The sequence below is a fragment of the Streptomyces sp. NPDC093261 genome (genome assembly GCF_044753645.1).
Classification (GTDB): domain Bacteria; phylum Actinomycetota; class Actinomycetes; order Streptomycetales; family Streptomycetaceae; genus Streptomyces.
Map to the genome: position 1 here is coordinate 291,342 of NZ_JBIVNO010000005.1, position 18,822 is coordinate 310,163.

General features: G+C 70.2%; 15 protein-coding genes. 8 read left to right on the forward strand and 7 right to left on the reverse strand.

What is annotated here, in order from left to right; genetic code table 11:
- The first annotated feature begins 258 nt into the window (after window positions 1–258).
- A complete protein-coding gene (locus tag ACIP94_RS15175; RefSeq protein ID WP_402424819.1) occupies window positions 259–1,149 on the forward strand; it encodes an LLM class F420-dependent oxidoreductase in 891 nt (296 codons plus the stop codon).
- A gap of 76 nt (window positions 1,150–1,225) precedes the next feature.
- Window positions 1,226–1,792 carry a cysteine hydrolase family protein gene (locus ACIP94_RS15180; protein ID WP_402424822.1) on the forward strand — a complete coding sequence of 189 codons (567 nt, stop codon included), beginning with the start codon at window positions 1,226–1,228 and terminating at the stop codon, window positions 1,790–1,792.
- A gap of 502 nt (window positions 1,793–2,294) precedes the next feature.
- Here the strand turns inward: ACIP94_RS15180 and ACIP94_RS15185 are convergent.
- From ACIP94_RS15185 to ACIP94_RS15195, 3 genes are read right to left on the reverse strand one after another with little or no spacing between them, the layout of a single operon-like run.
- Window positions 2,295–3,569 (reverse strand): hypothetical protein, encoded by a 1,275-nt coding sequence (locus ACIP94_RS15185; RefSeq protein ID WP_402424825.1) that lies wholly within the window; start codon window positions 3,567–3,569, stop codon window positions 2,295–2,297.
- Between the two features lie 50 nt (window positions 3,570–3,619).
- Entirely contained in the window at window positions 3,620–4,876 is a 1,257-nt protein-coding gene (locus ACIP94_RS15190) for a sensor histidine kinase (RefSeq protein ID WP_402424828.1), read from the reverse strand.
- Window positions 4,867–5,520 (reverse strand): response regulator transcription factor, encoded by a 654-nt coding sequence (locus ACIP94_RS15195; protein ID WP_402424830.1) that lies wholly within the window; start codon window positions 5,518–5,520, stop codon window positions 4,867–4,869. The genes ACIP94_RS15190 and ACIP94_RS15195 overlap by 10 nt, the downstream gene beginning before the upstream one ends.
- A 453-nt stretch (window positions 5,521–5,973) precedes the next feature.
- Here ACIP94_RS15195 and ACIP94_RS15200 point away from each other — a divergent pair, with 453 nt between their 5' ends.
- The 4 genes from ACIP94_RS15200 to ACIP94_RS15215 all read left to right on the forward strand — a co-directional run bounded on the left by ACIP94_RS15200 (window position 5,974) and on the right by ACIP94_RS15215 (window position 9,575).
- Complete coding sequence (locus ACIP94_RS15200; RefSeq protein WP_402424832.1) at window positions 5,974–7,368, forward strand: glycosyltransferase; 1,395 nt, start codon at window positions 5,974–5,976, stop codon at window positions 7,366–7,368.
- The gene (locus ACIP94_RS15205; RefSeq protein WP_402424835.1) at window positions 7,365–8,174 is read left to right on the forward strand and encodes a polysaccharide deacetylase family protein; all 810 of its coding nucleotides are present in this window, start codon (window positions 7,365–7,367) and stop codon (window positions 8,172–8,174) included. Before ACIP94_RS15200 ends, ACIP94_RS15205 begins: the two co-directional genes overlap by 4 nt.
- A gap of 59 nt (window positions 8,175–8,233) precedes the next feature.
- Entirely contained in the window at window positions 8,234–8,902 is a 669-nt protein-coding gene (locus tag ACIP94_RS15210; RefSeq protein ID WP_402424838.1) for a DedA family protein, read from the forward strand.
- A 211-nt stretch (window positions 8,903–9,113) separates the two neighbouring features.
- A complete protein-coding gene (locus ACIP94_RS15215; protein ID WP_402424841.1) occupies window positions 9,114–9,575 on the forward strand; it encodes a DNA-binding response regulator in 462 nt (153 codons plus the stop codon).
- A 105-nt stretch (window positions 9,576–9,680) separates the two neighbouring features.
- On the opposite strand, the gene ACIP94_RS15220 is transcribed toward ACIP94_RS15215, so the two are convergent.
- Entirely contained in the window at window positions 9,681–11,930 is a 2,250-nt protein-coding gene (locus ACIP94_RS15220) for a transglycosylase domain-containing protein (RefSeq protein ID WP_402424844.1), read from the reverse strand.
- Window positions 11,931–12,639: 709 nt separating this feature from the next.
- Here ACIP94_RS15220 and ACIP94_RS15225 point away from each other — a divergent pair.
- Together ACIP94_RS15225 and ACIP94_RS15230 are read left to right on the forward strand one after the other, a co-directional pair.
- Window positions 12,640–12,882, forward strand: a complete 243-nt coding sequence (locus ACIP94_RS15225; RefSeq protein ID WP_402424846.1) for a BlaI/MecI/CopY family transcriptional regulator — start codon at window positions 12,640–12,642, stop codon at window positions 12,880–12,882.
- Window positions 12,883–13,335: 453 nt separating this feature from the next.
- Window positions 13,336–14,487: a hypothetical protein gene (locus tag ACIP94_RS15230; protein ID WP_402424849.1), complete on the forward strand. Its 1,152-nt coding sequence runs from the start codon at window positions 13,336–13,338 to the stop codon at window positions 14,485–14,487.
- A gap of 94 nt (window positions 14,488–14,581) precedes the next feature.
- On the opposite strand, the gene ACIP94_RS15235 is transcribed toward ACIP94_RS15230, so the two are convergent.
- Genes ACIP94_RS15235 through ACIP94_RS15245 form a run of 3 tightly spaced genes read right to left on the reverse strand, consistent with a single transcriptional unit; the run spans window position 14,582 to window position 18,788 of the window.
- On the reverse strand, window positions 14,582–15,886 hold the full coding sequence (locus ACIP94_RS15235) for an MFS transporter (protein ID WP_402424851.1): 1,305 nt from the start codon (window positions 15,884–15,886) through the stop codon (window positions 14,582–14,584).
- A complete protein-coding gene (locus ACIP94_RS15240; protein WP_402424854.1) occupies window positions 15,883–17,097 on the reverse strand; it encodes a type III PLP-dependent enzyme in 1,215 nt (404 codons plus the stop codon). Before ACIP94_RS15240 ends, ACIP94_RS15235 begins: the two co-directional genes overlap by 4 nt.
- On the reverse strand, window positions 17,094–18,788 hold the full coding sequence (locus tag ACIP94_RS15245; RefSeq protein ID WP_402424857.1) for an IucA/IucC family protein: 1,695 nt from the start codon (window positions 18,786–18,788) through the stop codon (window positions 17,094–17,096). The genes ACIP94_RS15240 and ACIP94_RS15245 overlap by 4 nt, the downstream gene beginning before the upstream one ends.
- Window positions 18,789–18,822 lie beyond the last annotated feature (34 nt).

Genomic DNA, 18,822 nt, shown 5'->3' on the forward strand with positions numbered 1-18,822 from the left:
GTACGGTGCTCTGCGCGTGCTGTCGGCGCCGTGCGGCACTCCGATGGCGCCGCCTATCTGACACAGTGTCAGGGAATGTGACGCGGGGGTCCCGCGAAGTCAAGGGGCATGCGGTGCGGGGCGGTCCGAGGGCTCTCCTGGAGGCTCGCCCGGCGTGGAATACGCCGGATCTCCCGGCCGTTGGGCTCTGCTGTGATGAAGTGATCCAGGCGCGAGGCCGGACAGAACGCAGCACCGAGTACGGAGGGATCGGACCCCATGGGCGACGTCACGGGCACGGGCAGCGCGGGCTCCCTGAAGGAAGCCGTCGGGCGCTACGGCATCTGGAGTGTCGGGCTGCGTTCGGAGGACCCGGCCAGGCGCGGCGAACTCACCGAGTCCGCCGCCGAGCTGGAGCAGCTCGGCTTCGGGGCCCTCTGGCTGGGCGGCAGCAGCGGGGTGCGCCACGCGGTGCCGCTGATCGAGGCGACCTCGCGCATCGTCGTGGCGACCGGCATCCAGAGCATCTGGCAGTACGAGGCGGCGGAGACCGCGGCGCACTTCGCCGACCTGGAGAAGACCCACCCGGGACGCTTCCTGCTCGGACTGGGCGTGAGCCACGCCAAACTGACGGAGCGCTACCACCGTCCGTACGCTGCCATGGTCGGCTATCTGGACGCGCTCGACGCCGCGGGCGTACCCGCCGGACGTCGTGTCCTCGCCGCGCTCGGTCCGAAGATGCTGGAGCTGTCCCGCGACCGCGCGGCAGGCTCGCACCCGTACCTGGTGACGCCCGAACACACCGCCCGGGCCCGCGGGATCCTGGGGGACGCGCCGCTCCTCGCGCCGGAGACGAAGGTGGTGCTGGACACGGACCCGGACAGCGCCCGGGGGAAGGCCCGCGACAGCCTCGCCACCTATCTCGCACTGCCGAACTACACCAAGGCCCTTGGGCAATTCGGCTTCACCGAGGACGACTTCGCGGGCGGCGGCAGCGACCGGCTGGTCGACGCGTTGTTCGCCTGGGGCGACGACGACCGCGTACGGGCACGGCTCGAGTCCTTCCACGCGGCGGGCGCGGACCACGTGGCCCTCCAGCTGGTCGACGGCGGCCCCCGCGACGCGCTGCCCCGTGCCGCCTGGCGCCGCCTGGCCGAGCTGCTGCGCTGAGGCCTCGCACCCGGTTGTCAGTGGCTGTCGCTACGGTGTGCCGACGACCTGGCACCCAAGAGGAAACCGGAGCCCCATGACGACTCTGCCGGATCGGCCCAACACAGCGCTGCTCGTCATCGACGTCCAGAACGGGGTGGTGGCCGGCGCCCACAACCGCGACAGCGTGATCGCGAACATCAACACCCTGATCGGCAAGGCGCGTGCGGAGGACGTGCCGGTGATCTGGGTCCAGCACTCCGACGACGACCTCGTGCAGGACAGCGAGAGCTGGCAGTACGTGCCGGAGCTGCAGCGCCACGACTCGGAGCCGCTCGTCCACAAGCGCTACGGCGACTCCTTCGAGGAGACGGAGCTGGAGGGGCTGCTCGCCGAGCACGGGGTCGGCCACCTCGTCGTCACGGGGGCCCAGACCGACGCATGCGTCCGCTCGACCCTCCACGGCGCCCTCGTGCGCGGGTACGACACGACACTCGTGGCCGACGCGCACACCACGGAGGACCACACCGCGTACGGTGCGCCGGCCCCTAAGCAGGTGATCGCGCACACCAACCTGTACTGGAAGTGGCAGCACGCCCCCGGCCGCCGCGGAGGCACCGTGGACACGGCGGACGTGACCTTCACACCGGCCGAGGCGGGCTGAACGACCCCGGTCCGCCGCATCCGGTCCCCTGGACGCGGCGGACCCCGCCGGTGGACGGGTCTCCGGCAGACGTCGGACGGCGAGGGGAAAGCACGCGAAAAGGGTCCCCGCGGGCTCTCGCCCGCGAAGGCCCCCATGGCGGGGGCCATGCGGATTGCTCACGCTGACGAAGGCGGGAAGCAGCGACGCCGCGATCCGGCACCCAAGACAGCTCCGGCTGCCGCCCGCACAGCGCCCGCACGCCAACGACGACGCGACCCGCTGGACGGCCGGCGTCGGCATCGCGGCGCATCGCGGCCGGGTTCGGCCCGGCCCTGAACGCGCCACCGCCGCGCCTGAGTGCACACGGTCTGACGGATGGATGAAGCCGGTATCGCGACGAGCGGCGCGATACCGGCCTCGAGTGGCAGGCCCGTCAAGGCCGACGACTGCTTTGCCTGCCTCGTCGCCGAAAGGTGCAGCGCGCCGACGACGACTGCGATCCCGGCGCCGATCAGGTTTGTCAGCGCATATCCACGAGGAGGGTGTTGAGTTCGGCTTCCTGTTGCGCCGGCGACATCGGCGGGTTCGGGTGGTCGATGCCGAAGGTCTTCAGGACCTGGTCCATCTGGGCGTCGATGAACGTCCAGCCGGTGTTGTCCAGCGGCTGCAGCGAAGCCTGGTCGGCATCCCAGAGATCACGCAGCGACTGGGCAGCGGCGTGGGCCCCGGTCGCGTTCCCCGACCGTGCGTCCTTGAGCGAGGTCGATGCGAGTGCCCTCAGTGCGTCGACCTTCGCGGGCGGGAAGTGCTTCACGGCCTGGCCGGGGGCGAGTTGCACGGTGGACGTGGCGTCGGTCTCCGGCGCCGGGCCGACGTGCGGCCGGCTGTGGCCCCAGACCAGCAGACCCCCGGTGGCAACGGCGAGAAGGCCGAAGCCCGCCAGCGCGATGCGCTCCCTGTGCGGGTTGGCGGTGATCTGCGGGGTGTGAGTGGCCTCGTAGGTCTCGGTCACGTCGGAGCGCGTCACCGTCAGGTAGACGACAGTCGCCAGGATCAGGCCGAGGAAGATCAGGCTGGTGGTGAAGGTGCCCAGCGCGAGACCGGTCGGTTCGCCCGGCTGAGCGACCTTCGGGGAGGCGAGCCAGTCGCCGATGTTGGCGCCCAGGGGGCGGGTCAGGATGTAGGCGAGCCAGAAGGACAGCACCGGGTTCGCGCCGAACTTCCACAGCAGCGTGATCGCCGCGATGAGGCCGAGCGGCAGCAGGACCGAGACTCCCGGGCTCCAGCCGGTGAGCTCGAGGGTCCAGTCGCCGGTCGCGGTGCCGAGCGCGAAGGTGACGAGAACGGCGAGCCAGTAGAACGACTCACGCGGCAGCGTCGTGACCGAGTGGATCGACAGGGTGCGCTCGCGCAGCCACCACACGCCGAAGACCACGGCGAGCAGGACCGAGAACACGGCGGAGCTGATCCACAGCGGCACGTTGAGCTGGTCGGTCAGGATGTCGGTGTACAGCGTGCCCGTGACACTGACAACGACCACGGTCAGCCAGTACGGGAACGGGACGTACCGCTTCAGCCGTAGCTGGACGCCCAGAACCGCCACGAAGACCGCGGTGAAGATCCAGGCCGTGTTCACCAGGCCGACGCCCAGCTTCATGTTGATCCAGTCGGCGAAACTCTCACCGACGGTCGTGCACAGGACCTTGATCACCCAGAACCAGATGGTGACCTCGGGAACCTTGTTCAGCATCAGCCGCCCACTGCGGCGCGTGCGGGCTTCGCTTGTCGTCGTCATGCGACGAGATTGGTTCGGCCAACCTGCACACAACCTGACTACGCAGTCGCCTATGGCGTGGGGAATGTCACCTCGACGCGGCCGTTACCATCCGCGATCGCACGGACTGCCACTCCCGCGGACGTGGCGAGACGCCTTACCACGGCCAGCCCCAACCCGTGCCCGTTGCCGCTGCTCACGCCCGCTTCGAAGACCCGGTCAACCTCCGCTGGATCGAACCCCGGGCCATCGTCGAGGACATCGATCACGGCCCCCTGGGGCTGGATGCACGCCGTGACCCAAACGCGCGACCTCGCATGCCGCAGGCCGTTCTCCAGCAGGGGGGACAACACGGCCACGACCAGTTCGCTTGCCACGGCGACATCGATGTTGGCCGGGATGGCGAGTTCGATGGAGCGACCAGCGATCGCCTGTCGCGCCGCCGCCCGGAGATCGCAGCGGGTACCGCCGTCGATCCGCGTCCGGGCGGCACCAAGAATCGTCGTGATCGCCGTGTTCAGGCGGTCGACCTCGGTCAGGACGGACTCCGGTGCCACATGGTGACCGGAGAGCTGCGCCAACTGTGCCTCGCCCCGCAGGGCCGTCAAGGGCGTCCGCAACTCGTGGGCGATCTCATCGGTGAGCCGGCGCTCGTCCGCGAGCGCGTTGTCCACGCGGTCAAGCAGGCGATCGAGAGTTCGCCCGAGCTCCCCGAATTCATCGCGAGGAACGCCCAGGTCGAATCGGCGCCCGGGTTCGTGATCGCCCCAGTCGTCGGCAAGGGCGGCCATGTCGTGAACCACCCGCAACGCACGACCCACCATGAGGTATGCGACGACGCCTGCGAGCAGGATCGAGATGCCACCCAACATGAGCGCCATCGCCAGGCTGCGCTGCTCCGACGTCTCGTACGGCGTCAGATCCACCCTCACGACCGCCACGACGCGGTGGCCTTCCAGCCGGATCGGCTGGGAATACAGAAGGTGACTGCCAACCGTGGTGGTCTGGGACTTCCCGGAGCCGGCAAGCGCCTGGACGCGGTCAAGGACGCTGCCCGGCACGATCCCGTCAATGAGGCGCCCATCGGCATACACCCACGAGACCGTGTCGAGCGCTTCGTTGCCGCCCTCGATCAGCACGACGTGGCGACTGCGCACGGTTACGTTCGCCGCCACCGCCTCTGCACGCGAATGCGCCAGAGCTCTCGCGTCGGCGTCGGTCACCCGGCTCAGCAACACGTGTGAGACCACCACCAGCACTGCGACCACCGCTGTCGCGATCAGCACCGCCAGCGCGACGACTCTCCCACGGAAGCCCGTCACTCCCATCGGTAACCCACCCCACGGACCGTCGCCAGGCGATCGGCCACGCCCAGCGCACCGAGTTTGGTCCGTAGCCGGCGAACGAAGGAGTCAAGGGTGTTGTCGCTGACCTGCGCGCCATGCGGCCAACCGGCAGCAACGAGGGCGTGGCGGCGTACAGCGTCGCCCTGCGAAGCGATAAGCCTGCCCAACAAACGAAACTCGGTCGGCGTCAGGCTCTCGCTTGCCGAACCGTAGATCACGACATGTTTCGCCGGATCGAGAACGACGCCCCCTGCCGGGGTGGCCGCGGTTGTTCTGCGTAGCAGGGCGCGGACCCTCACCAGCAACTCCGGGAGGTCGAACGGCTTCGTCATGTAATCGTCGGCTCCCGCCTCGAAGCCGCCCACCTTGTGATGCATGCCATCCAGAGCGGTGAGCATCAGCACCGGGGCATCAACGCCACGTGCCCGCAGCGCCAGGCAGACATCGCGGCCGTCAGCGTCCGGGAGCCCCAGATCCAGGACGACCAGGTGAGGGACCGGCTCAAGGTGCCGCAGCAGACCATCGGCCGTAGAAGCGACTGCGATCGTATGGCCGTCGTGCTCGAGTGCGCGCTTGAGGACGTCGCGGACCGCCGCGTCATCCTCGCACACCATAATAAAAGCCACGCGCCGACCCTAGGCACTCCAGTCAAAGTTCTCCATTATCCCTGGTCAGCGGCCTGGTAGTCGGCGAAGTCCGTAAGGCTTCCCGTCCCGGTGCGGCCGGAGGGTCCTCACCCCCCGGCGAGCGTTTCGTTCTCGACCGCATCGCCCTGCCCTTCAGGTTCAGCACCGGCGACGACCAGCGCATGCTCACCCGCTGACGCCCTCGCCACCGAGGGGGGCGCCGTCCGCCGTTCGGATACGGCTGTCCAGTTCGCAGCGGGCCCGCCTGCCCGCCGTCCTGACTGGCTTCCTCGTCCCTCGGGTCCTTCACCGGCCACCTTCCTTCGCCACGAGTCCGTAAGGCCTACCCGGCATCCGACTACGAGTTGTAGAAGGTATGCTCCGGGCTTCAACACTCGGACTACTACATGTCGTAGAGTTCCGTCGCTCCCTTCACGTGCGGAGGAAAAGCCCATGCCCCATGCCGGAAGCACGGCGCCCGGCCCCGCCCTTGCGGGCGCCATTCCGCAGCAGCGGGCCACGCCGCGCAGCGCGGGCCGGGTCGCGGTCGTCTCGGCGAGCGTCGGAGCCGGTCACGACGGTGCCGCCGGCGAGCTGGAGCGCCGGCTCGCGGCAGACGGCTTCAGCGTCGACCGGTACGACCTGATGGATCTGCTGCCCGCCGGACTCGGCCGGGCCGTCCGGGACGGCTACCACCGCATGCTCGTCATGGCCCCCTGGGCCTACCAGCGGATCTACGCCGGCACCGAACGCGCGGGCGGCAGCGGCCCTGTGGCGAGGGCCCTGCTGCGCACCTCCGAGGACCGTGTGCTGCGCGTGCTGCGCCCGGACGTCGGGGCCGTGGTCTCCACGTACCCAGGAGCCAGCCGGGTGCTGGGCAATCTGCGTCTGAAGGGGCGCCTCACCGTCCCCGTCGTCACCTACCTGACCGACTTCTCGGTGCATCCACTGTGGGTGGCAGATGGTGTGGACGTCCACCTCGCCGCCCACGCGGTACCCGCCAACCAGGCGCGAAACGCCGGAGCCAGGGACGTACGGGTGTGCGGACCCGTCACCGACCCCCGCTTCCGCCCCTGCGACGCCGGGCGACGGGCCCGCGCGCGGGCGGCGTTCGGTCTGCCCGAGCACGCCCCGCTCGCCCTTCTGGTCGCCGGCTCCTGGGGTGTCGGCCCGGTCCGCAAGGTGGCTCTGGAGCTGCGTGACTCCGGCGCCGCCGTCCCGGTCGTCGTATGTGGCCGGAACGAAGCCCTGGCCGAGCAGCTGCGGGCGGACGGGATCGAGTACGCCTTCGGCTGGGTCGACGACATGCCCGGCCTGATGCGTGCCGCCGACGTCCTCGTCCAGAACGCCGGTGGCCTCACCTCCCTGGAGGCGTTCGCCTCGGGCCTGCCGGTCGCCAGCTACCGCTGCATACCGGGACACGGGCTGACCAACGCGGCCGCCCTGGACGAGGCTGGTGCTGCCGTCTGGATCCGGGACCCAGCCGATCTCAAAGCAATGCTGTGCGACCTGATCGACGGTCCGCTCGGAGCCCGGCAGCGGGCAACGGGGCTCGCCCTCTTCGCCCGGACGCAGGACGGCGGGCCGGCGGCCGAGATAGCACGCGTTCACCGATCAGGGCTCCGGGACCGGAGCCAGAATCCCCCGCCGCCCGGACCGGGCCGGCGGCGGTTGCGCACCCGGCGGCTCCCGGTGACCGGCGCCGCCGCCTGCGCGGTCTGGGCATGCGCCGTCGGCACCGGGGTCGCGACGACCTACGACGGACCCGCGCTGATGCGCGCCCTGGGCCACGGCCCCGACCTGGACCGGCTCGCGCCGGCCTTCATCGAGGAGGGGCACCACTCGTGAGGACCTCCCGCCCGCTACGCACGGCCGCACTGGCCGCCCTGCCCGCCGCCGCCCTCGCCGCGGTCCACTGCGCGCCCGTCGTCTCCACCTTCGGGCCCTTGCGCAACCGCACCATGCCGCGCCTGTCCGGCCGGGGCCGCGCGGACCACGTCGCCCTCACCTTCGACGACGGACCCGACCCGCTGTCCACCCCGTTCTTCCTGCGGCTGCTCGACCGGCGCGGGGTGCGCGCCACCTTCTTCCTGCTGGGCAGCGAGGCTCACCGCTCCCCCGGTGTGGCACGCGAGATCGCGGCGGCCGGCCACGAGATCGCTGTCCACGGCTGGCGGCACCGGCCTCTGCTGCTGCGCGGCCCGCGCGCGACGTACGACGACTTCGCCCGCGCCCGCGACACGGTCGCCGACATCACCGGAACGCTGCCGACGCTCTTTCGGCCGCCGTACGGGATCATGTCCACCGCCGCCCATGTGTCGGCCCGGCGCCTCGGCCTCACCCCCGTGCTGTGGACCTGCTGGGGCGAGGACTGGACGGCACGGGCCACGCCCGAGTCCGTCCACCGGACGGTGACGGCGGACCTCGACGGCGGCGGCACGATCCTGCTGCACGACTCGGACTGCACCTCCGCCCCCGGCGCCTGGCGCTCGGCCCTCGGCGCGGTGCCCCGTATCCTCGACACCTGCGCGGAGCGGGGCTACGAAGTCGGCCCGATCCGCGACCACGGATGGCAGCTGCCGGCCACGCGCCGTCAGGAGCGCACTGCAGCGAACGATCGTCTACATTCGAGTAGACCGTCTACTCTGGTGTAGCCGTTCACAACTATCCGCTCGACGACATCACATCGCTCCCAGAGAGGGGCTTCGGCCGCATGATTCCACCACTGCACCTCGCGGCGCAGCTCGCCGTGAACGTGCTCGACGCCAAGTCGCTGCTGGCCGCCTTCGGCGTGCTCGGCGTCGGCGTGGTGATGTTCGCGGAGACAGGGCTGCTCATCGGCTTCTTCCTGCCCGGTGACTCGCTGCTGTTCACCGCCGGCCTGCTCTGCACCGGCTCGTCCCACCAGAGCCTGCACCTCTCGCTCGGGCCGCTGCTGGTGTCGGCGGCCGTCGGCGCGCTGGCCGGCGCCCAGGTCGGGTATCTCCTCGGCCGGAAGGCGGGCGGGGCCCTGCTCACCCGCAGTCGCTCGAAGAAGCTGCACGAGGGAGCAGAGCGCGCCGAAGAACTGCTGGAGCGCTACGGACACGCGAAGGCCGTCGTGCTCGCTCGCTTCGTGCCGGTCGTGCGGACCGTGCTGAACCCGATGGCGGGCGCCCTGGGCGTGCCGGTGCGAACGTTCACGATCTGGCAGGTCGTCGGCGGGTTGGTGTGGAGCCTCGGCCTCACGCTCGGCGGATACGCGCTGGGATCCTCGATCCCGAACGTCGACCGCTATCTGCTGCCACTGGTCGCTTTGATCGTCGTCGTGTCACTGCTTCCTCTTCTCCTTGAGTTTCTGCGCAGCCGCCGGACCGCCACACCGGAGGAAGAGCAGGTGTGATCCCGTCCTCCGCCGGACCGACGGCGGACGGTGCGCCCGAAGATCTTGGTCGTTGAGGACGATCACAGCCTCCTCGACGTAATGCGCCGTGGCCTGTCCGAGGAGGACTTCGCCCAGTCCTGCCGCCGACGGTGCCGCCGCCCCGCGCCTGACCGGCACGGCGTCGCGACGGCCGCCCTGGACATCGGACGGCCGGAACGTGTGCCAGGCCATGCGTGCCCACGGCATCCACGCCCCCGTCGCCTGCCTCAGCTCCCAGCACCGGCTCACCAACCGCCCGTACGGATTCTCCGCCGAAGGCAACGACCATCTGCCCCACTCCGTGCCGACTCCCCAAACGCGCCGCCCGCCTGCCGGCCGCCATCCGACGAACCGGCCCGCGGCCCGTGGCCACGCCCGGCGATTCGTCCTGGGCGCGGTCCGGCACGGCGCGACCGTGCGCGGTGCCCGCCTCACACCGTCCCTGACGGAATTCCGGCCGCTGGGCGCACTCATCCGCCGACGAGGCCTCGTACACCGTCGCGCCCTGGTCGGGCGGACTGGCCCGACCAGGCGCACGGTCGGCCACAACACTGGGGATCAGTACCTGACCCGGTTGCGCCGCAAGCCGCGTGAGACCCACAGCCACCTCACCGTCGCCACGGCAGCCGGGATCGGACACCGGCTGTCATGAACGCCGTCTTTCGCCGCCTGGCTGCACGCACCCTGTCACCATGACAACGCCGACGAGCCTCGCGCCGATGGCAGTCACCAGCTTGGGTGCCGAGAGCGCCGTGGATCAGCGCGGCGCCCGTCCACGGGTGCCGGCCGTGGCCGGTGGGCTGGTCGTGGGTGTGGGTGAGGTACCACCGCCGGTGGTACCGCCGAGCAGTCCGCCATCGCCCGCACCGCCGTTCGTGCCGCCGGTCGTGCCGCCGGTCGTGGTGCCGGCGGTGTCGGTCGGGCTCGGGCTGACGCAGTTCTTCTTGTGCCCGTGACACGGTCCGGTGGGGCTCGGTGTGTCCGGTGCGGTCGGGGTGGCCGTGGGGGTGCTCTGGGTCGCAGTGGCGGAAGGGGTGGGTGAGGGTGCGCCGTATTCGTCGGTGCTCTGGCCCAGTGTGGGTGCGGGCGGGAACTGCTGGACGGGCTGTCCCTGGAGGGCGGCGGTCATGTAGCCGGTCCACACCTCGGTGGGCATGTCGGCGCCGAAGACCTTGGAGAAGCCGCCGACGCCCTTCATCGACTGGAGGCCGGAGTTCTTCGGGTCCTCCTTGAACATGCTGACGGCCGTGACCATTTGCGGGGTGTAGCCGATGAACCAGGCGGACTTGTAGTCGTCGGTCGTACCGGTCTTGCCGGCCACCGGGCGGCCCAGGGCCTGGGCGTTGGTGCCGGTTCCGCTCTTCACGACACCTTGCAGGACGTCGGTCACGGTGTCGGCGGTCGAGGTGGGCATGGCGGTGATGCCCTTGGGCGCCGCGAAGCCGGTCAGCCGGAGGCCGTTCGCGACGACCTTGGTCACCGAGTACGGCTCGTGCTGGACGCCGCTGTCGTCGAAGGTGGCGTACGCGTCGGCCATGCGGATCGCCGAGGGGGTGGAGGTACCGATGTAGAAGCCGGGGGTGTCGTACTGAAGGCTCTTGCGCAACAGACCCGCCTTGATGGCCTCGCTCTCCACGTTGTCGTAGCCGACGTACTCGCCGAGCTGGACGTAGGGGGTGTTGACCGACTGTTCCATCGCCTTGCGCAGCGTGATGTAACCCCACTTCGTGGGCACGTCGTTGCGCTGGTGCAGGAGGCCCGAGGGGTCGCCCGGGTCCGGCATCTCCTGGCCCTGCTGGTTCTTGATGGTGATGCCGTCGTCGCCGTTGAACTTGGAGTCCGGGGTGATCGGCGAGGCCGGCTGCCCCGGAGACAGGACGGCGCCGTGGTCGAGGCCCGCGGCCAGGTCGAAGGGCTTGAAGGTGGAGCCGACCGGCACACCCGTGGCATCCGCGTTGTTGGTCCAGTGGCCCTTGTTCCAGCCCGCGCCGCCGTACAGGGCCACGACCGCGCCGGTGGACGGATCGATGGACGCCGCGCCGACCTGGACGTCCTTGTCGGCCGAGCGGAGCTTCGGGTCGAGGTGCTTTTTCTCCATCGCCGCCACGGACGCCGACAACGCGTTCACCTTCTGCCTGTTGAAGGTGGTGTAGATCTGGTATCCGCCGTGCCCCAACTGCTGGTCCGTGAGGGACGTGTGGGCTTCGACGTACTTCTCGGCGGTCTGCACCAGATAGCCGGTCTGCCCGTCCATCCCCGCCGACGGAGAGTAGGGCTTGGGCGTCGGGAACCCGGCGGTCAGGTACTGCTGTTCCTGCGCGGCGGTGATCTTGTTGATCTTGGCCATGCGGTCCAGCACGTACTTCCAGCGCGCCGTGGCCTGGGCCTTGGCCTGCGGGTCAGTATCGGCGTGCATGAGCACGCTCGGCTCGTTGACCGTGGCGGCGATGAAGGCGCCCTGGCTGACGGTCAGCTGGGAGGCGTGCTCGTGGTAGTAGGTGCGCGCCGCGGCCTCGATGCCGTAGGCGTCACGGCCGTAGTAGCAGCTGTTGAGATAGCCCTGCAGGATCTGCTGCTTGGACAACTGGCCACCGATCTTCAGGGAGATCATGATCTCCCTGAGCTTGCGGGTGACCGACTGGTCCTGGGTCAGGTAGGTGTTCTTCACGAACTGCTGGGTGATGGTGGAACCGGACTGCACCTCGCCGCCGGAGGCCATGTGGTAGACGGCGCGGAGCATGCCCTGCGTGTCGATACCGGGGTCGGTGTAGAAGGTGGCGTTCTCCGCCGCGAGGAAGTCCCACTGCACCAGCTTCGGAACCTCGGCGAGATCGACGTTCTGCCGGTTGGTAGACCCCTGTGTCGTCATGACCGAGCCGTCCGACCAGTAGTACGTGTTGCTCTGCGCCTGTGTGCTGGGGTTCACGCTGGGGATCGTCGTCGTGGCGTAGGCGTACCCGACCAGGCCCACCACACAGCCCAGGAACAACAGGAACGTGCCGGACACCAACTTCCACGAGGGCAGCCATCGCCCGAAGCCGTGCTTGCCCGCCCGCGGGTAGTCGATGAGGCGGCGCCGGCCGGAACGCCCGGCCCGCGCTCGACGCCTGTCCGTCCGGCCGGAGCGTCCGGCGTCCTCACGTCGCGCGTCCGTCGCGTGGCCGCCCCTCCCGCCCGCTGCCCGGGCAGCCCTGCGCGCCGCTGCCCGGCCGCTGTGCGGCATGCCGTCCGAGCCGGACGGTCCGGTCCTCCCCGACGATCGGCGCCGGTGTTCACTCATACTCGCCACCCCTCGGCCAGGCACACGCCACCGCCGCCAAGCCGCCCCACCGTGAGACCCCACGGGGGGCCTGGCCCGGGGCGGGCTGACACTCCCGGCAACTCCTACAAGTTGTAAGAGTAAGCCGGGCTCGCAACACGCCGGCAACCGCCCCAGCCCGAAGTCTCGCCGCGGAGGATCGCGCGGGACGCGAGTGCGAGTGCCTGCCGGACGCTGATCACACCACACCTGAGCCCGATGCTGTCGATCTGGTCAGAGTGCTCGCCCTCGGCTCCCGGAATGCACCGCCTGTGACGGTGGTGACCGCGCCGAGCCCGTGCCCGGTACTACCGGCGAGCCGCGTACCGGATTGGGTGGTGCACGGGAGGGCGTGGCACACTCGGCGGCACGCCGGCGTCTACACGATCTGTAGACAATGAGGGAAGGAAGCTGACTCGTGACCTCCGGGCCCGCCACCCGCAGGCGGCGGCCGGGCTCCCCGGGGGCCGAGGTGCCTGCCCTGCCGCGGTCCGCCCGCCGGGCGTTGACCGCGGGTGAGCTGCTGTGCAGCCTGGGCGACGACCTCGCGTACAGCACGGCGGCGACCGTGCCGTCCCGGATGCACGACAAGGGAGCACCGATCCGGACCAGGCAGGGCCGCTCGTGTGTGTACGCGCCGGTGACGGACTCCCCGGCATGACCGCTCGCCGGATACACCGAGCGCTGGAGTCCGACCCGGACCGCGAAGCCGTGCTCGCCCGGTTCGTCGACAAGCTGCCCGCCACGGACGAGGAACTGTTGCGGCAGCTGCTGGGGAGTCTGCCGGAGGAGCGGCGGTGCGGCGGCGACGGAGATGCCCGGCAGCAGCAAGGGCTGCAAGTTCGCGGACAAGATCGTCACGGATGTCCACACCGCGAATTGAAGCAACACCCGGAGAGTGACCTTGACGACCAACCATAATGAGTGGGCTTTGCGTCTCATGAGCTCGATGCGGGGAATTTCCCCGTGGAGGCTGACGGTCGTCGACCGGCCGGCACCGCGCCCAGCGGTGTGGACGGCCGGGGCCGGTGTCGCACTGTTCGCTTTGGTCGGCGCGAGCGCGCCCAACCACAACACACTCAGGGCACCGATCACCTGGCTTCGGCTGCCTGCCATGTCCGACACCGTCTCCCAGACGGTCACGATCGTGGCGATCGTGCTGTCGTGCTGGGGCGTGCTGGGCATGCTCAGGGCCCATGAGCGAGGCTGGAGACCCGATGCCCGGCTCCTGTTCCGGCTCGGCGCGCTCACCGCGCTGGCCGTGGCCAACCTCACCCCGGTCGGCTCTTCCGACATGGCCAGCTACGCCGCGTACGGCCGTATCGCCGCGCTCGGCGGCGACCCGTACGTGACGACTCCCGCCCGGTTGGGCGGCGCGTACGCCCACCTGGTGAGCGAGGGGTGGCGGAACACACCTTCCGTGTACGGGCCGGTGGCGACGTGGTGGCAGGGCGCGGCGGCGTTCGTCGGCCAGGAACGGCCGTGGCTGACCATATGGGCACTGATGCTCGCGAACGCCGCCGTCTTCGTCGGCGCCGGGTACCTGCTGCTGCGCACCGCCGACGATCCGGTCCGCGCGGGCCTGCTGTGGAGCGCCAACCCGCTGCTGATCGGCGTGCTGGTCGCAGGCGGGCATCTGGACACCCTCGTCGCGGGCTTGGCCCTCTGCGCGATCCACCTCGCCCGCAGGTCTACCCGATGGCACCACGACCTGATCGTGGGAGGACTGGTCGGCCTCGCCTGCGGCGTGAAGGTCAGCGCCGGCCTGCTGGGCGTCGGACTGGCCATGCCGCTGCTGCGTTCAGGCGCCTGGCGACCGGCCGCCCGGCAGGCAGGCGCGGCCGCGCTGACCCTGGCCGCGCTCTACGGCGCCTACGGCGCGCACGCACTGGTCCCGCTCTCCGCCGCCTCCCGACTGGTCTCCACACCCTCCTTGTGGGCGGTCTTCGACCGGTACGGCACCGCGGCCCTGGGCCCTCACACAACTGCGACGATCGTCAGCGTGCTGTGGCCGGTGGTCATGCTCGCGCTGGCGTGGGTGCTCCGCCGCGGCCCCACTCCGGACGCCCCCGCTGTCGGCGCCCTGCCGTTCGCGCTGGCCTTCGCCTGGGTCCTCGCGGCACCGTGGTCGATGCCGTGGTACACGGCTCTCGCCTGGGCCCTTGCTGCCCTTTTCCGCCAGGGCCGCCCGACCCAGTGCCTCACCGTGGCCACCGCTGTCCTGGCCCTGTCCCACAACAGCGGCGGCCACGGCTGGACATGGTGAGACAGCCCATGCCAGGCCGGTTGCCTCGGGGTTCGGCCCTACGGAGGCCGCGCCGGGACTCGACGGACAGCAAAGGCCCGGCCCTGCGGATGCGTCACAGGTCGGGCTGCCGGCCGCCTGTTGGCTGGGCGGAGGCGAAGGGCGGGTTGGTGACGGCGGCCGCTCCTGCGCCGCGGGTGAGTCGTTGGGTCCGGCCTTTGATCAAGACGGAGAGCACGAGTGTGGAGAACGCTGAGACGACGCCGCCCAGGACCAGGGTCGAGCGGGCGCCGAGGGTGTCCGACACCAAACCGACCAGCGGGGCGCCTACGGGGGTGCCGCCGAGGAGGACCAGGAAGTAGACGGACATGACGCGGCCTCGCAGGTGTGGGTCGGCATGAAGCTGGGTCAGCGCGTTGGCGGTGGTGGTCACGATCACCGCGGCAAAACCAGTGGGGATCAGCAGGGCCATGAACGAACCGCAGTCCGGCATCAGGCCGAGCGCGGCTTCCAATGCCCCGAAGACGATCGTGGTGGAGATCAGGCGGCGTAAGGTCGGCGGCTTGCCATGGCTTGCCCCGTACACCGCGCCGATGAGGCTGCCCAAGGCGTATGCGGCAGAGAGGTAGCCGAAAGCGGCGGCGCCCGTGTGGAAGTCCGTGATGGCGACGAGGGAGATGGTGACCTGGAAGTTGAGGCCGAAGGTGCCGACGAAGGCAATGAGACTGATCGGCAGGAGCAGTTCCGAGGTGGAGGCGATGTGGCGGAAGGCGTCGCGCAGTCGGGTACGCCCGGGTCGGGGTCGACCGTGCCCGCCTGGGTTGTCCGTACGGATGGCGACCAGGCCGTAGAGGACGGCCAGGTAGGAGGCCGCGTTCACGAGGAACACCGGGCCCGTGCCGAAGGCGGCGACGGTCAGGCCGGCGAGGGCGGGGCCGACGGTGCGGGCCACGTTGAACTGGGCGGAGTTCAGGCTGACCGCGGTGGCCACGCGCTCCCGATCGACCAGGTCGGAGATGTAGGCGTTGCGGGCGGGACTGTCCACGGCGGTGGCGGTGCCGAGGGCGAAGGCCAGCACGTAGACGGACAGCAGGTTCACCGCGCCGGTGACGGTCAGCAGTCCGAGTAGGAGTGACTGCACTCCCATGGCCGTCTGGGTCAGCAGCAGGATCCGTCGCTTGGGGTACCGGTCGGCGAGGATGCCTCCGGTCAGGCCGAACAGGGTCTGCGGCAGGAACTGAAGTGCGGTCACGACGCCGACCGCGCTGCCGCTGTTGCCGGTGATGTGGAGGACGAGCAGGTCCTGGGCGGCACGCTGCATCCACGTTCCGATGTTGGAGGTCAGCTGTCCGAGCAGGTAGCGGCGGAAGTTCCGGACGGCGAGTGTGGCTGTCACCGGCAGGCGGGAGCTCTCGCTCATGACATCTGAGGGGCGTACGTGCCGCAGGCGACGGACACCTCGGCATCGTCCAGGTGATGGAAGGTCGGGTGAGGGTGCATGAGGAACGCGTGGTGCGAGATGTTCCAGGCATAGGCGCCGACCATGGCGAAGGCGACTCGGTCGCCGACGCGCAGCCGCTCCACTGTGACGCGGCGGGCCAGGACGTCCTTCGGCGTGCACAGCTGTCCGACCAGAGTCACCGGCTCGCGACGGGTCTCGGGCCGGTCCCAGGGCCGCAGCCAGAGGTCGTCGGGAATCACCTCGAAGGGCTGGTCGTGCTGTTTGGCGGCCGGAGTGCGCAGATGGTGAGTGCCTCCGCGCAGCACCGCGAACGCCTCCCCGCGGCTGAACTTGATGTCCAGGACCTCGGTGACGTACCAGCCGCAGTACGCGGTGACCGAACGGCCCGGCTCGATCCGCAGCGTGAGGCGAGGGTGGCGGGTCAGGATCCGGGCCAGTCCCGCGCCGAGCGCGGACCAGTCGAACACCTGGTGGGCGTGGGTGTAGTCGACGCCCATTCCCCCTCCGACGTTCACTTCGGCCAAGTCTGCTGCGCGGTCCTGAGCCCAGCCTTCGGCCCAGGTCAGGATCTTGTCGATCAGGGCCAGTTGGGCCTGGGCCCGCAGTCCGCTGGCCAGGTGAAAGTGCAGTCCGCGCAGACGGATGCGCGGGTCGGAGGCGATCAGCTCCCGGCAGCCGTCCAATTGCGCGGGATCCATGCCGAAGGGGCTCGGGTGGCCGCCCATGGCGAGGGCGACATCGCCCAAGTCGATGGGCAGGTTGACGCGCAGGAGGACGTCCGCGCTCCGGTCGCCCAGCAGGGTGGCAAGGAGACGTAGTTCGTGTTCGCTCTCGATATGCAGGCGCTCCACTCCGGCTTCCAGCGCCTGGGCCAGCTCTGTCTGCGTCTTGCCGGGGCCCCCGAAGGCGAGCGGCGAATCGGGGACGAGCTTGCGGACGTGGCTCAGTTCCCCACCGGAGGCCACCTCGAATCCGTCGACGTGCGCGGCCAGGGCTCGCAGGATTCGGGGATCGGAGTTGGCCTTGGCCGCGTACAGCAGCTCGACGCGTTCCGGCAGTGCGGCCCGGATCGCGTGCACGTGCTCGCGCAGGGCCGGGAGGTCGTAGACGTACGCGGGCAGGTCGTCGTCGGTCAGTTTGGCGATGAGGTCGAGCAGGTCGGGCCTCACCGGATCACCTCGCGGGGGAAGTCCGCGCCGAGGGGGCTGGGTAGGGGCACATAGGTGGCGTGCCGGTCGGCCCGGCGGGCCCAGCGCAGGAGGAGGTTGGCCTTGGCGGGCAGTGGTACGCCGGAGAGCAGGGCGCGCAGGCGAGGGGGTTCGCCGGCGGTGCGGGCGTAGGCGTCGAGGTGGTCGCGGACCAGGCCCCAGAGGGCGGGCTCAAGGGGCGGGTCGAGGTCGGCCAGGGCGCTGAGGACTTCGGCGGCGTGGTTGACCAGGAGGCAGTACGCGACCCGGTTCCAGCCGCGTTCGGGGTCGTAGGTGAGGGGGCTCCGGACGCCCTCGGACAGGTCGGCGAGGGTGTTCCGGTGGTGGTGGGGCAGGAGCTTGGTGCCCTCCAGGTCGCGGAAGAGCATCTGCGCGGGAGTACCGTCGGCGTTCACACCGACGACGACGTTCTGCAGGTGGGGTTCCAGGACGACGCCGTGTTCGAAGTAGGCGGCCAGCACCGGTGGCAGCAGCAGTCGTAGGTACGCGTCCCACCAGGCCAGGACGTCCCCGTCGCCGCGGGCGAGCAGCTGGGAGACGTGGGCTGTACTGGTCGGGTACTCGTCCGCCACCGCGGCGGCGAGCAGGGGTGTCACCCCGGGACGCAGATGGTGGCGCAGGCCGGAGCGGACGATGACAGCGAGGCCCTCCAGGAGAGCGGTGTCGCCTGCGGTGTCGAGGGTGCGGTAGCCGGGTTCGGCCAGGAGCGCACACCCCGGGAAGCGGCCGGCGAGTTCGGCGAAGACGGGCTGGAGCAGGCGGTTGAGGGCGACGGCACCGGACAGCTCGTAACCGGCATGCTTGCGGACGCAGTTGGTGAGGCGGACGTTCAGGCTGAACTTCAGGAAGGTGTCGCTGTCAGGGTCGTACAGCGTGCGCACCGAAGCCGTCGGCACCAGCTCGGGTCCGCTCACCCCGGCGTCGACGACATCGCCGGCGGCCAGGGCCTCCCGTAGCCGGTCGTGAGCCTGAAGCAGCCGGTACTGCCAGGGATGCACCGGCAGCATCGCGAATCCCGGATCGGCCGCCGGGCACAGCGCGTCCATCTCCCGCAACTCTCCCTCCTCGCACACGAGATGCCGGCGCACGGCCAGGTAGCGCAGACGGAAGCACGCGCCGGTCTCCGGGCCGTACGCGAGCCAGTCCGCCGGGTCGCCGGTGCGGGACTTGGGAGTGGGGTGGAAGCGATGGCCGAGCACGAGGGACTGCTCCGACGCCACGTACGGATCCGGGTGCGGCGAGGCGCCCGCCCGTTCCTCCAGCGCGGTGCGGATGGTCTCACGGCTGTCGGCGACCTGACTCAGGAACTCCTCGTTGGCGACACCCGTACGCAGTTGCAGTTCGTCCTGGATGTATCCGGCCAGCTCTCTCCAGCCGACTGTCACCCAGGCGTCGTTGTCGAGCTGCTGCACGGGGCCCTGGAAGCGGTGGGCTCCGATCAGCGAGACCCTGCGCAGCGGGGAACGCAGCAGGATTCCCCGGCGGGGCAGTCGTAGCAGGAGGTGGTCGTCGTCGACCGTCACCTGATACTCGGGGGCTGACACCTCGCGGATCAGGCAGTTGAGCAGCGTGTGGGCGGTGACGGTGTCGGCTGTCGTCACCGGCGTGCTTGTGTCGATCGTGGTGGCGTGGGTGGCGGTGCCGGTGTTCATGTGGTCGCTCCAGGGGGACAGCGGTCGGTGCAGG